14 protein-coding genes are annotated in these 13,187 nt (G+C 64.1%); 5 read left to right on the top strand and 9 right to left on the bottom strand.

Features of this window, described 5'->3' with window-relative positions; all coding sequences use genetic code 11:
• The first annotated feature begins 2 nt into the window (after nt 1-2).
• From ETW23_RS07250 to ETW23_RS07240, 3 genes are all read left to right on the top strand, one after another.
• Nucleotides 3-398, top strand: a complete 396-nt coding sequence (locus ETW23_RS07250) for a DUF934 domain-containing protein (protein ID WP_134829584.1) — start codon at nt 3-5, stop codon at nt 396-398.
• Between the two features lie 145 nt (nt 399-543).
• Nucleotides 544-1,410: a ferredoxin--NADP reductase gene (locus tag ETW23_RS07245; protein ID WP_129371325.1), complete on the top strand. Its 867-nt coding sequence runs from the start codon at nt 544-546 to the stop codon at nt 1,408-1,410.
• 134 nt (nt 1,411-1,544) lie between these two features.
• Entirely contained in the window at nt 1,545-2,048 is a 504-nt protein-coding gene (locus tag ETW23_RS07240) for a hypothetical protein (RefSeq protein ID WP_134829583.1), read from the top strand.
• A 119-nt stretch (nt 2,049-2,167) separates the two neighbouring features.
• Here the strand turns inward: ETW23_RS07240 and ETW23_RS07235 are convergent, their stop codons facing one another.
• Nucleotides 2,168-2,770, bottom strand: coding sequence for a translation initiation factor 3 (locus tag ETW23_RS07235; RefSeq protein ID WP_134829582.1), 603 nt, complete (start codon nt 2,768-2,770; stop codon nt 2,168-2,170).
• Nucleotides 2,771-3,137: 367 nt separating this feature from the next.
• Here ETW23_RS07235 and infC point away from each other — a divergent pair, with 367 nt between their 5' ends.
• Complete coding sequence (gene infC, locus ETW23_RS07230; protein ID WP_027258497.1) at nt 3,138-3,686, top strand: translation initiation factor IF-3; 549 nt, start codon at nt 3,138-3,140, stop codon at nt 3,684-3,686.
• Between the two features lie 134 nt (nt 3,687-3,820).
• A complete protein-coding gene (locus tag ETW23_RS26550; RefSeq protein ID WP_129371328.1) occupies nt 3,821-4,459 on the top strand; it encodes a methyl-accepting chemotaxis protein in 639 nt (212 codons plus the stop codon).
• Between the two features lie 51 nt (nt 4,460-4,510).
• Here the strand turns inward: ETW23_RS26550 and ETW23_RS07220 are convergent, their stop codons facing one another.
• The 8 genes from ETW23_RS07220 to ETW23_RS07185 all read right to left on the bottom strand — a co-directional run bounded on the left by ETW23_RS07220 (nt 4,511) and on the right by ETW23_RS07185 (nt 13,130).
• Nucleotides 4,511-5,299 carry a xanthine dehydrogenase family protein subunit M gene (locus tag ETW23_RS07220; protein ID WP_134829581.1) on the bottom strand — a complete coding sequence of 263 codons (789 nt, stop codon included), beginning with the start codon at nt 5,297-5,299 and terminating at the stop codon, nt 4,511-4,513.
• Nucleotides 5,300-5,385: 86 nt separating this feature from the next.
• A complete protein-coding gene (locus ETW23_RS07215) occupies nt 5,386-7,755 on the bottom strand; it encodes a xanthine dehydrogenase family protein molybdopterin-binding subunit (protein WP_134829580.1) in 2,370 nt (789 codons plus the stop codon).
• Nucleotides 7,756-7,857: 102 nt separating this feature from the next.
• Nucleotides 7,858-8,343, bottom strand: coding sequence for a (2Fe-2S)-binding protein (locus ETW23_RS07210; RefSeq protein ID WP_129371331.1), 486 nt, complete (start codon nt 8,341-8,343; stop codon nt 7,858-7,860).
• A gap of 164 nt (nt 8,344-8,507) precedes the next feature.
• Nucleotides 8,508-9,509, bottom strand: a complete 1,002-nt coding sequence (locus ETW23_RS07205; protein WP_134829579.1) for a molybdopterin-binding protein — start codon at nt 9,507-9,509, stop codon at nt 8,508-8,510.
• Entirely contained in the window at nt 9,506-10,486 is a 981-nt protein-coding gene (locus ETW23_RS07200; RefSeq protein WP_134829578.1) for an XdhC family protein, read from the bottom strand. The genes ETW23_RS07205 and ETW23_RS07200 overlap by 4 nt, the downstream gene beginning before the upstream one ends.
• A 145-nt stretch (nt 10,487-10,631) precedes the next feature.
• Entirely contained in the window at nt 10,632-11,222 is a 591-nt protein-coding gene (locus tag ETW23_RS07195) for a YeeE/YedE thiosulfate transporter family protein (RefSeq protein WP_134829577.1), read from the bottom strand.
• Nucleotides 11,223-11,225: 3 nt separating this feature from the next.
• Nucleotides 11,226-11,777 carry a YeeE/YedE thiosulfate transporter family protein gene (locus ETW23_RS07190; RefSeq protein ID WP_134829576.1) on the bottom strand — a complete coding sequence of 184 codons (552 nt, stop codon included), beginning with the start codon at nt 11,775-11,777 and terminating at the stop codon, nt 11,226-11,228.
• Nucleotides 11,778-11,876: 99 nt separating this feature from the next.
• Entirely contained in the window at nt 11,877-13,130 is a 1,254-nt protein-coding gene (locus ETW23_RS07185) for a VWA domain-containing protein (RefSeq protein WP_134829575.1), read from the bottom strand.
• Nucleotides 13,131-13,187 lie beyond the last annotated feature (57 nt).

The raw sequence follows: 13,187 nt of genomic DNA, 5'->3' as shown, positions 1-13,187 counted from the left end.
AGATGACTGTTATCGTGACCGACACGGGTTTTGCCCCCGACGACTGGACCACCGGCTTTGAAGGCGCTGATGTGCTTGAACTGGCCTCCGACGCCAATCTGAACGACGTGTCGCTGGACGGCGTCGAGCTGGTGCGGGTTGCCTTCCCCAGCTTTGCCGACGGGCGCGGCTTTACCCTGGCCCGCCAGCTGCGGCTGCGGGGCTATCAGGGCCGCCTGCGCGCCTTTGGCCATGTGATTGCCGACCAGTATGCCATGGCCCGCCGCTCCGGCTTTGACGAGGTTGAGCTGTCCGACGATCTGGCCGCCCGCCAGCCCGAAGACCAGTGGCTCGCCCGTGCCAACTGGAAAGACCACAGCTATCAGGCCCGCCTGCGCGGCAGCACTGCTGCCCGCTAAGCCAGCCCTCCCGAGCCTGGGAAAACCCTTGCCAGACCGGTTCCGTTGCGTCCAGCGCGGGGCCGGTTTCGCAAAACAGGGGGTTTTCCTGACCTGTATCAAAGACTAATCAGAGGTGCCGGCTACTCCTCCGGCAGTGGACCCGATGAATGAGATGACACCCGTGACCGACATTGCAACCAACGCCGCGCCCGAAAAGGCAAAGCCCGCCCTGCCCGATGCCCAGACCGTCACTGAGGTGAAGCACTGGACCGACAAGCTGTTCTCCTTCAAGGTGACCCGCCCGGCCTCGCTGCGGTTCCGCTCGGGCGAATTTGTGATGATCGGCCTGATGAACGATCCCGATCCCAAGACCGGCAAGGTGAAACCCTTGCTGCGCGCCTATTCCATCGCCTCGCCCAGCTGGGACGAGGAAATGGAGTTCTACTCGATCAAGGTGGAAGACGGCCCGCTGACCTCGCGCTTGCAGCACATCCAGCCGGGCGATGAGATCATCCTGCGCCCCAAACCCGTCGGCACCCTGGTGCATGACGCGCTGCTGCCCGGCAAGCGGATCTGGTTCTTTGCCACCGGCACCGGTTTTGCGCCCTTTGCGAGCCTTCTGCGCGAGCCGCAGACCTACGAGGATTACGACGAGGTGATCATCACCCACACCTGCCGCACGGCGGGTGAGCTGACCTATGGCCGCGAACTGATCGAAAGCCTGAAGCAAGACGAGCTGCTGAACGAGGTGATCGGCGAAGGCTTCTGGAAGAAGATCAAATACTACCCGACCACCACCCGCGAAGAGAGCCCCAAGATGGGACGGATCACCGACCTGATGCGCTCGGGCGAGGCGTTTGCCGAGCTTGGCGTGCCGCCGCTGAACCCGGAAAGCGACCGCGCAATGATCTGCGGCAACCTGGCCTTCAATCTGGAACTCAAGGACCTGTTCGAGAATACTTACGGGCTGGAAGAAGGTGCCAATTCGAAACCAGCGCATTTCGTGGTCGAAAAAGCCTTTCTCGACTGATCCTGCGCCGGAGAGCGGCTGCGGCTGCCCCGATTTTGACACTGTTTTGACGGGAGGCTGCCGCCTCCCGTTTATCTTTTGTTGGGGATGATTCTGTATTCCGGTTACTGAGATCCAGAACGGAGCAGCAAGAAATGCAGAACGAATTGACCTCGGGGCAGCCGCCTGTTTTCCAGTCCGTCAGAACAGAGGCTGGCAAAGCCCGCGTCAAGGCAGCTGTTGCAGGGTTCCAGGCCCGTCCCGGCCAGGTGCAGCCGACAGCCGCGGAGCGGATTGCCAGCGTCAAGGCCCGCTATGATGCGCGCGCCATTGCCCCCGGCGACATTGACGAAATGTTTGACGCGCTGGTGCAGGCCGGCCATCCGGTGACCTCGCCGATGCTGCTGCTGAATTCGATGGGCAAGCGGTTCCGCAGCCATCTGGCAAGCATCACCGGCAGCGCCTATGACGGCGTCAAGCCGCTGGATCTGATCGGGGTGGCCCAGCTGCAAATCCAGCGCGCCCGCAAACAAGGCGGCAACAGTGCCGGCTGGGAGACCTTCCTGGCCTTCCTGGCGCCGCAGCCGCAGCCCGGCGGCCAGGCGCCGCTGGACCATATGGCCCGTGTTGCGCAGCAAGCGCAGGCCCGCCCCCACTGATCCGCGGCAGTCAATTCAGGCCGCAGACGTCCGGCGGCAGGCATGATGCCTGCCGCCGGATGCGTTTTGTGCCTTGCGGCCACACTTGGCTTACGGCCTGGCTTAGCTTACGGCCTGGCTCACTCGCTGCCTGCAGTGCTTTCGGTTTCCGCCGAACCGGGTTGGTTCAGCAGTTCCTGTGCGGTGCCGGCTGCATTGTCCAGCGCCTCGGATGCGGCGTCCTGGGCAGCCTCAGCCGCGCCGGCAGCGGTCTCTGCCGCGCCGGTGGCAGCCTCGCCCGCCTGATCCACAGCAGAGCCTGCGGCATCCGCAGCGTCATCCGCAACGCCGGCGGCGGCATCGGTGGCAGCGTCTGTGGTGTCCTGGACGGCATCCGATGCAGCACCCGCCGTGCCCTGGGCCGCATCAACCGCATCCCCTGCAGTTTCTGCCGCCGCTTCTGCGGCCTCGCTTACGGTGTCCTGCACCGCATCAACAGCTGCGCCGGCAGCTTCGGCACCGGATTCGATGGCGCCCTCAACGGCGTCCGCCGCATCTTCCACCGCCTGCTCGGCCGGCGCCGTGCTGTCCTCGTCTGCCGCTTCCGGCGCTGTGCTGCTCTGTTCTTCTTGCACGGCCGGCACCTCAGCAGGTGCCGGGTCCTGCGCGTCCTGGCCGTTCAGCAGCACATATCCGCCCACGGCAGCAGCTCCCAGCGCAATCAGGATCAATAACTGTTTCATAATACACTCCTTCCGTTTACCGGCTTGGCCGGCCTGGCCGCGCCATCCGCAGCATCTGCCTGCCAGATGGCGCGCGGCAGCGCAGCACTCAAGGGGGAAGTTTGCCAAGCCTGCATCACGGGCGGCCAGCTGCCGCCGGCCGGTCCTGCAACTGGCGGAACCCCGCCGCATTCCGGTCTTTTCAGGATGCTGTCCCGCAGCGCCACGCTGCCGTCCGGCCAGGGTTCGCGCCTGTTTTCGGGGCCATTTGCAATATGCGGCCTTGAAATGCGGCTTTCCTGCCGCCATACCGCCTATAAGCCTTGAATCACATGCGCGGGGGCAGTAGCGTTCCCGCACTTTTTGCAATGACAGAAGGATCGCAGTCATAGCCCGCAGACCTCATAACGCGCCGCCGCAACGCGACACCGGCCCGCGCGTCAACGAAAAAATCCGTGCCTCCGAAATCCGCCTGATTGGCGCCGATGGCGATAACGCAGGGGTTGTGACCCCCGCCAGAGCCATGGAAATGGCCGCCGAGGCCGGATTGGATCTGGTGGAAATCTCGCCCAATGCCAACCCGCCCGTGTGCAAGATCATGGACTTTGGCAAGTTCAAGTATGAACAGCAGAAACGCGAGAGCGAAGCCCGCAAGAAGCAAAAGATCATCGAGGTCAAAGAGGTCAAGTTCCGTCCCAACACGGACACTCACGACTATGATGTGAAAATGCGCAACGTCTACAAGTTCCTGGAAAACGGCGACAAGGTGAAAGTCACTCTGCGTTTCCGGGGCCGCGAGATGGCGCACCAGAACCTGGGCCGCGAGCTTTTGGAACGGGTTGCGGAAGACATCAAGGAATTGGGCAAGGTCGAGAACATGCCCAAGATGGAAGGCCGTCAGATGATCATGATGATCGGCCCGCTGCCGAACAAGTAATCCGGCCGCCTTCAAGACAGGTATCCAGCCCCGCAGTGCCGCTGCGGGGCTTTTCTTTTGCCAAAGCCATCGCAGTTAGCGCTGCCTTAACGCCTGCCCGGTAGAAGGGTCTGCATGGTCACTAAGGTGCAGGCATGAAAAGTTTATCCGACGTACAGAACACCGCTTTCATGGCCGTCGGCCCCAGCCGGATCGCCGCGCTGTCGCTGCTAGCCCTGGCCCAGGATCCGAAAGGCACGGATGCCGGCAGCGCCACGGACGTTCTGACCTTGTCGGTACAGCGCATTGCGGCGGCCCATGCGATGCTCAGCAGCGGCCTGGACAGCCTGTTGCAGGAGTGCAGCTACAGCCTACCCAAGGATCTGGAAGCCAAACGCCAAGCCTGCCTGGACGTGCTCGGCCCCCTGCACAGCGCCACCTCCCGGCCCGAAGGCGGCCCGCTGGAAAATGTGCGCCGGATCCCGGACCTTGCGGGCCTCTGCCTTTACCGGCTGGAACCAGCTGTCTCCGGCTTTCTCAGCCAGATGGTCCAGACCTTATGCGACGCCCAGAAGATGCGCGAAGAAGAGCGCGAGCAGAACATGCGCACAACCATCGCCAATGCCGAAGGGGTCGGCCGCAACATCAAGTTCATCTCCTTCAACGCCTCGATCGAGGCGGCGCGGATCGGCGATATGGGCAAGGGGTTTGCGGTGATCGCAACCGAAATCCGCGAATTGTCAGGCAAGACCCAGACATTGCTGGAGGAAATCTCCGGCTACCTGCGGCACTAGCCGACGCATTCGGCAGGCACCGGCATCCCGGTGCCTGCTTTGTTCAAACCATCAAGCAGCCGCCGCCACGGCGCGTTTGGCCATCACCCCGACCAAATGGGCGCGATAGGCTTTGGAGCCATGCAGATCCGCCATCATGCCGCCGGCATCCACGCTGAGGCCAGCAAGCGCCTCCGGCGCAAAATCCGCATCCAGCGCGGCTTCGGCCTCACTCCAGCGGAACACGCCCTCCTCTGAGGCGCCGGTCACCGCCACCCGTACGCCCGCCGCATATTTCGCCGCAAACACCCCGACCAAGGCAAAGCGCGAGGCCGGCTGCAGGAACTTCTGATAACTGGCCTTCTGCGGCACCGGAAAGCGTACCGCGGTGATGATCTCATCGTCTTCCAAAGCGGTCTCAAACAGCCCGCGAAAATAGTCATCCGCGGTGATCTCGCGCCGGTTGGTCATAATCGTTGCACCGCTGCCCAGCGCCGCCGCCGGATAACAGGCTGCGGGGTCGTTGTTGGCCAATGAGCCGCCGATGGTGCCGCGGTTCCGGACTGCCGGATCGCCGATTTGCCCCGCCAATGCCGCCAATGCCGGATAGGCATCTGCCGCAGCTTCGGACACCTCCGCATGGGTGGTGGCGCCACCGATGCTCAGCATCCCGTCACCGCCGCTGACACCCTTCATCCCCTCTATGCCCGCCAGGCTCACCAGTTTCGACGGCATCGCCAGCCGCTGTTTCAGCGTCGGGATCAGCGTCTGCCCGCCGCCCAGCGCCTGCGCGTCCTCATCCGCCAGCGCCGCCACCGCCTCGGCCACTGTCGCAGGTTTCTCGAACTCGAATTCATACATTTCGTATCCTTTCTGAAAACCGGCCCGCCGGCTTTCATCTTTCCGAAAAATACTCCGGGGGTATGGGGGCAGCGCCCCATGAACCCTTACCCGTTCATCGCCGCCCAGACCCGCGAGGGCGACAGCGGCATGTCGATATGGGTGACATTCTTGCCTGCCGACTGCAGTGCATCGACCACCGCGTTGACAACCGCTGGCGGCGAGCCGATGGCACCGGCCTCACCGCAGCCCTTCACGCCCAATGGATTGTGGGTGCAGGGCGTCTGGCAGGAATGGTCCACCTGGTAGAACGGCACGTCATCAGCCCTGGGCATCGCGTAATCCATAAAGGACGCCGACAGCAACTGCCCGTCTTCGTCATAGGCAGCGTTTTCCAGCAAGGCCTGGCCAATACCCTGCCCCAGCCCGCCGTGGACTTGGCCGTCAACGATCATCGGGTTGATAATATTGCCGAAATCATCCGCCGCCGCAAAGCTTTGGATCGTCACCTTGCCGGTGTCGGGATCCACTTCCACCTCGCAGGCATAGGCGCCGGCCGGATAGGTGAAGTTCGCGGGGTCGTAAAATGCGGTCTCCTCCAGCCCTGGCTCCAGTTCCTCTAACGGGTAGTTGTGCGGCACGTAAGCGGTCAGGGTCACGTCGCCCCAGGCCACTGATTTATCAGTGCCCGCAACAGTGAACTGGCCGTCCTTCAGCTCGATATCGGCATCAGATGCCTCCATCAGATGGGCAGCGATCTTCTTGGCCTTGCTGATGATCTTCTCGGTCGCCCGCACCATCGCCGAACCGCAGACCGCAATCGAGCGCGAGCCATAGGTGCCCATGCCGAACGGCACCCTGCCAGTGTCGCCATGCACGATGTCGATCATGCTTTCATCGATGCCGATCATCTCGGCCACCACCTGCGGAAAGGACGTCTCATGCCCCTGCCCGTGCGAATGCGCGCCGACAAAGACGCTGATGGTCCCGGTCGCATTCACCCGCACGGTGGCGGCGTCATACAGACCCGCCCGCGCGCCCAGCATGCCAACGATGTTCGAGGGTGCGATGCCGCAGGCCTCAATGTAGCAGTTCACACCAAAGCCGCGCAGCTTGCCCTTGGCTTCGCTTGCCGCACGGCGGGCAGCAAAGCCTGCCACATCGGCGACCTGTTCCAGCTTATCCATAGTCGCAACGTAGTCGCCGGTGTCATAGGTCAGCGCCACCGGGGTTTCATAGGGGAACTCAGTGATGAAGTTCTGACGCCGCAGGGCAATCGGATCGGCGCCCAGCTCCCGCGCGGCCTTGTCGATGACACGCTCCAGCTGATAGGTCGCCTCGGGCCGGCCGGCACCGCGGTAGGCATCCACCGGCACTGTGTTGGTGAAGACGGATTTCACGTTCACCTGCACCACCGGCGTCTTGTAGTTGCCCGCCATCAGGGTGCCGTGCAGGTAGCTGGGCACCGAGGTTGAGAAGGTCGACAGGTAGGCGCCCATATTGGCCATCGTATTGGTGCGCAGCGCGGTAAAATTATTATCCGCATCCAGCGCCAATTCGATCTTGGTCACATGGTCGCGGCCATGGGCGTCCGAGATGAACGCTTCGGACCGGGTCGAGGTCCATTTCACCGCCCGCCCGCAGGCCTTGGCCGCATGGGTGCAAAAGGCCTCTTCGGCATAGTGAAAAATCTTGGAGCCGAAGCCGCCGCCCACATCCGGGGCCACCACGCGGACCTTGTGCTCCGGCAGGCCCAGCACAAAGGCGCACATCAAAAGCCGGATCACATGCGGGTTCTGACTGGTGGTGTGCAGCGTGTATTCATCGGTGCCGCGGGCGTATTCTCCGATTGCCACACGCGGCTCCATCGGGTTGGCGACCAGGCGGTTGTTGATCAGCTCCAGCGTGGTCACATGCGCGGCGCTGTCAAAGGCTGCCTGCACAGCGTCGTCATCCGGATTGCCAAACACCCAGTCATAACAGAGATTTGAGGTCAGATCCTCATGCACCTTGGTGCTGCCGTCCGCCAAAGCACCGGCCATATTCACAACCGCGGGCTTGTCGCTGAGGTCCAGCTCAATCGCTTCCGCCGCATCGCGGGCCTGTTCCGGCGTGTCGGCCACGACCGCGGCGACAATCTCGCCCACGTGGCGGATGGTGCCGTCAGCGATGATCGGGTGGCGCGGCTCCTGCTGCGGGTTGCCGTGGCGGTCGGTCACGCCCCAGCCGCAGGGGATGCCGCCGACCTCGGTGAAATCGGCGCCGGTGAAGATTTTCACCACGCCGGGCATCGCCTCGGCGGCGCTGGTGTCGATCGAATTGATGGCCGCATGGGCCACATCGGCGCGCAGGAAATGCACATGGGCCTGACCGTGCACGTTGATGTCGTCGGTATAGTTTCCGGCTCCTGTCAGGAACCGCACGTCCTCGCGCCGCTTGGGGCTGGCGCCGATGCCGCTGTCATTGTCCTTGGGCATGTCTGGATCTTCCTCCCTGGAGGGTGCTGCCGTGGCGCACCTCTTGGTAATCACTCCTTGTTCAACTCAGGCCGCTCCCTGTCGGCCTGGGGTCGTCATCTGTCACTCTGCCGCGATGGCCGATACATCCTGGCCCGAGGCCGCCAGGATCGCCTTGACGATATTGTGGTAGCCAGTGCAGCGGCACAGGTTGCCCTCAAGGTAGTCGCGGATTTCCGCCTCGGTGGGTTTGGGGTTGTCCTTCAGCAGCGCTGCTGCCGACATCACCATGCCCGGCGTGCAAAAGCCGCATTGCAGCCCGTGGTGGTCCTGGAACGCCTGCTGGATTGTATTCAGCGAGCCGTCGGCATTGGCCTGCCCTTCGATGGTGGCGACCTGCGCGCCCTCGGCCTCCAGCGCCAGCATGGTGCAGGCTTTCACCGCCTGGCCGTCCACATGCACAACGCAGGCGCCGCACTGGCTGGTGTCGCAGCCCACATGGGTGCCGGTCAGGCCCAGCTCCTCGCGCAGGAATGCGGACAGCAGCGTACGCCCTTCCACATCGCCGCTGGCAGCCTTGCCGTTCACGGTCATTGAGACCTTGGCCATAGTACCCTCCCTTTAGCTTGTTTTTGTCTGGCTGGGGGGAGTTAACCACGGCGGCAGCGATCCGCGAAGTGTTTTCAGGGCGGTGCCGGCGGTAAAATTCGCGTCAGAGGGGCCTGCCTAGGGTTGTGACCTTGCGTCACAAATCACGTGCCGCAGCGCCGCATTCAACCTTCTGCATCGCGGCGCGGCATCGGGCGGGTGGGGATTTCCTTCAGCAGGCCGCCGACGCCCATCGCGGCAATATCGGCAGAGGTGACCGGAAGGCCGCAAATCACCCGCTCCAGCACCCAATCGGCGCCGTTGAGCGCCGGAGAGCGCGCGCAGCCCGGCAGGCCAATGACAGGCCTGTCCTGAAAGATGCCCAGAAACAACAGGTTGCCGGGATCGACCGGCATCCCGAACCGGGTGACGCTGCCGCCTGCTTTGCGCAAAGCCTCAGGTGCGACATCGTGGGTGTCTGAAGTCGCCGAGCCGGTCAGCACCAGCACCAGCTGCCCCGGTGCCCGGGTGATGGCCTCTGCCAGCGCGTCCTCTCGGTGCGGCACCACAATGCGCGGCGACAGGGGGATGCCCATCCGGTGCAGGCGCCCGGCCATCGCAGCGCGGCCTTTGTCCGGCGGCGTCTCGTCACTCACCTGCGTTTCAATCAGCGTGGCGGAGGAGAACACCGGCGGCAGCACCCGGATCGCATCCCCTGCGCCTTCGCTGGCGCGGCGGATGGCGTCGGCGGCGACGCCATAGGAGATGATCTTGATTGTGGCCAGCATCCCGTCCGCATCGGCGCGGTGATAATCCGGCACGGTGGCAACGGTGATCATCGGGTCCGCCGCATTGACGGCTTCCAGCTTGGCCCGGTCCAGCCGCACCAGACCAGAGCGGTCAGCATAGAGGTTCACCCGGCCCGTACCTGCACCGGAAATGCGAACGCCCTGCGCCGACGGGTCCGGTACCAGCGCATGTCCAAGCGCAGCTGCGGCGGCGTCTTCGTGCAGATCGGCTGGGTCGAGCCGGGCGACGGTCAGGGTTTCATGACCCGCTGCGGCGAGGTCCTGGAGGTCATCGGCCCTCAGCACCGTACCCTTGGCGACCTTGCGGCTGGCGCCCTGCAAGGAATGCGCGAGGATGGCGCCCTTGGCCTGTTGCAGCGGGACGGGCCCGAACCTCATGGCTGCTTGCCGCGCAGCACGGCAGTCATTTCGGCCAGGATGGACACGGCGATTTCCGCAGGGCCTGCGGCGCCGATATCAAGGCCGATAGGGCCGTGGATACGTTTGATTTGGGTTTCGCTGAAGCCGGCGCCCTGCATCCTCGCCACCCGGGCGGCTTGTGTTTTCTTCGATCCCAGCGCGCCGATGTAGAACACATCTGCCTTCAGGGCCGCTTGCAGCGCCGGATCGTCCAGTTTCGGATCATGGGTAAGCAGCACCAGCGCGGTGCGGCTGTCGAGACCGAGCTTTGCCACCGCCTCGTCCGGCCAGTCGTCCATCAGCATCTCGCCGGGGAAGCGTTCCGGCGAGGCAAAGGCGGCGCGCGGGTCGATGATCACCACGTCATACCCCGCGATCCGCGCCATCGGCACCAGCGCCTGGGTGATGTGGACCGCGCCGACGCAGACCAGACGCAGCGGCGGGTTGTGAACGGCCACAAAGGTTTCGCCGTCGTCTTCCAGGCCTGAGCGGTCCAGGCGCATCCGGTCGGGGTATCCCTCGCGGACCAGGCGGCGGGCGCCGGTGGCAAGGTTCACCTCATAGGCCACGGGCGTGCGGTTGGCGCGGGCCTCTGCCAGTTCTTGCAGCAGGTCCGCGGGCAGCGCCGAGCCGACCGGCTCCACCAGCACCTTGATGGTGCCGCCGCAGGCCAGGCCGACGGCAAAGGCGTCCGCGTCGCTGACGCCGAATTCCAGCAAGCGGTGGCGGCCGTCCTGCAGTGCATCAAGTGCTTCGGCCACCACGGCGCCCTCGACGCAGCCGCCGGAGACGGAGCCTTCGATCTTGCCATCCCCTGAGACCGCCAGCTGCGAACCGGTGCGGCGCGGGGCGGATCCCCAGGTCTGCACCACGGTGGCCAGCGCCGCGCCTGAACCGGAACGGTGCCATTCCAGGGCTGTCTCAGGCGCGTTCTCAAACGGGTTTGCGGTGTGCATGCGGCGTCCTCCCCGCCGGTTTGCCCGGCTTTGAACCTCAAAGGTCGGGGTTCGTTGGCTTGGATTCAAGCGGGAAGTTGCGGCGTCCAAACAGAAAACGCCCGCCGGACCAGGCGGGCGCTTGGGGTTTGCTTGGGTGCGGTGGTTATTCCGCCGGCTGCAGTTCAGCCTTTTGCGGCACCAGCCGCTGCGGCAGGGCAAAGGCCAGTGCGATGAAACCAAGGCCCAGAATGATGCCCAGCAGATCGCCGGGCAGCGCAGTCAGCCCCTCGTATTTGGCGCCTGGAACGGTGCCGAGGGTGACCTTGCCGCCCGCGATGCTGTCCAAAAGGCCGCTGGCCTTCCACGACGGGTAGGTTGCCATATACGCAGCCGCGCCCAAGAGCCCGCCCGCGATGAAGAACAGCGCGTCCTTGCGGCCCGAAGCGGCGGCGACAACGCCGGTGCCAGGGCAATAGCCCGACAACGCCCAGCCGGCACCCAGCATCAGCCCGCCGATGAAAACGCCGGCATAGGCGGTCTTCACAGACATATGGCCGACATCGACAAGCCCCGCCATCTGGCCGCCGAACATCAGCACCGATCCGGTGCCGATTGCCAGCAGGATGGCTTTGGCGAGGTTCAGATTGGTAAGGTTCAGCATCTTGCCGATAAAGCCGGGGTTCGACGCCCCGATCCGGTCCAGCACCGCACCAAAGGCGGCGCCGGTCACAATTGCCAATAAGATGGTTGTCATGGCTCAGGCCTCCTTTTTGAACAGCAGCAGCGAGACGGGGATGGCGGCGGCAAAGGCACCGGCGGCGAAGATATAGCCGGAGAGCGCGGTTTGCATCATGCCGGACATCATGTGCCCCGAGGTGCAGCCGCCAGCGAGGCGCGCGCCGTACAGCACGATGAATCCGCCCAGGAAAGCCGCGGCGTAGCGTTTCATCCGGCAGCCGCCGAAGTTGGCATGCCAGAGCGCGGGGATTGTCCGCTCAGCCTGCGGGATGCCGCCGCGCAGCCTGGCCGACAGCAACCCGCCCAGCGCCATCGCCAGCACAAAAACAAAGCTGTAGTTCAGCGGGCTGGAGACGGCCCTGGCATATTTGCCGCCGGATTTTGCCAGATAGGCGTTGGTGGAGGTGGTGCCTTCGGCGGTTTCTGTCACCAGTCCGGGGAACACCGCATCCGCGATAATGCCGTCCAGGATCACAAATTGCGTTGAAACCCCGATGGGTTTGACCAGCAGCACCGCCAGAAAGAACACCAGCCCCAGCATGAGGCCTCCGGCTTTCCAGTTGAGAGTCATGTCAGCTCCTTTCGCACGTTACATTCTGATTTCAGAATATAACGTGGACGCGGGGAGCGGGTTGATCCAGATCAATTGACATTCCGTTTCTGGAATTCGTTAATCGAGCATTGCCATCAGCCTGGCTTTCTCGCCCGCATCGGAGGGGCTGGAGATCACCTGTGCCAGATCCTGCAGCGAGGCGATGGAATGGCCGGCGCGGAAACTGTCGGTATAGGGCAGCATGGCGCGGATGCCCTGCGCCCTTGGGGCAAAACCGTCCCAGCGCAACAGCGGGTTCAACCAGATCAGGCGGCGCGACGACAGCTGCAACCGCTGCATCTCGCGGGCCAAAGCCTCCGGGTCGCCGCGGTCCAGCCCGTCGGTGATCAAAAGCACCACCGCGCCCTGCCCCATCACCCGGCGCGACCAGTCCCGGTTGAAGGCGTGCAGGCAGTCGCCGATCCGGGTACCGCCCTCCCAGTCCTGCGCCTCTGATCCTGCTGCGGCCAGGGCCGCGTCCACGTCGCGCTGCGCCAAATGGCGGGTGATGTTTGTCAGCCGGGTGCCGAAAGTGAAGCCATGCACCCTGGCCCAGCCTTGTCCATTTGCATTGGCGGCGGCGTGCAGGAAATGCAGGATGATGCGGCTGTACTGGCTCATCGAGCCGGAGATATCGCAAAGCACCACCAGATTTGGCCAGCGGATGCGGCGCTTGGCGCGGGCGATCTGCTGCAATTCGCCGCCCTGGCGGGCTGTATTGCGCAAAGTGCGGCGCCAGTCGGGACGTGTCCCTTGCACTGAGGCCATCAGGCGGCGCGACTGGATCGGTGTTACCGGCAGGGTGAGCTGCGCAAGGATGCGTTTGGCGGCGGCAATCTCTGACGTGCTCATCTGTTCGAAATCAAGGGTTCTGAGGCGTTCTTCGGCTGACATGGTGAGGGTGGTGTCCACCTCAACTTCGGTGCCGTCCTCATCATTGTCCGGTGTCTCCGGCTGGTCCTGCATACCGTCCAGCAGCGCCTCGGCCGCGCGTTTTTCCGCCGGTTTGGCGGCGCGGTCCTCCTGTACGCCGCGGATAGCGGGCAGCATGGCGGCCATCATGTGTTCCAGATAGCGCGGGTCGCGCCAGAACAGGCGGAAGACCTGGGCGAAGACCGCCCGCTGCTCGGGCTTGGTCACGAAACAGGCGTGCAAGGCCCAGTAGAAATCCGTCCGGCTGGTGAATCCTGCGGCGGCCACCGCCTGTACCGCATCCAGCACCCGGCCCGGACCGATCGGCAGACCCGCCTTGCGCAGGGCGCGGGCGAAATGGGTGAGGTTCTGGACCAGCTTGGGGTGGTCCGGCAGGGTGAACGGCGGAGTGTCAGGCACTAGGGCAGCTCATGGGGGCGCTGCCCCCAAACCCCCGGAGTATTTCTGGAAAGATGA

Origin of the sequence: Leisingera sp. NJS201 (assembly GCF_004535885.1) — a bacterium.
Taxonomy (GTDB): domain Bacteria; phylum Pseudomonadota; class Alphaproteobacteria; order Rhodobacterales; family Rhodobacteraceae; genus Leisingera.
This window is presented reverse-complemented; position numbering and strand designations above follow the sequence as displayed.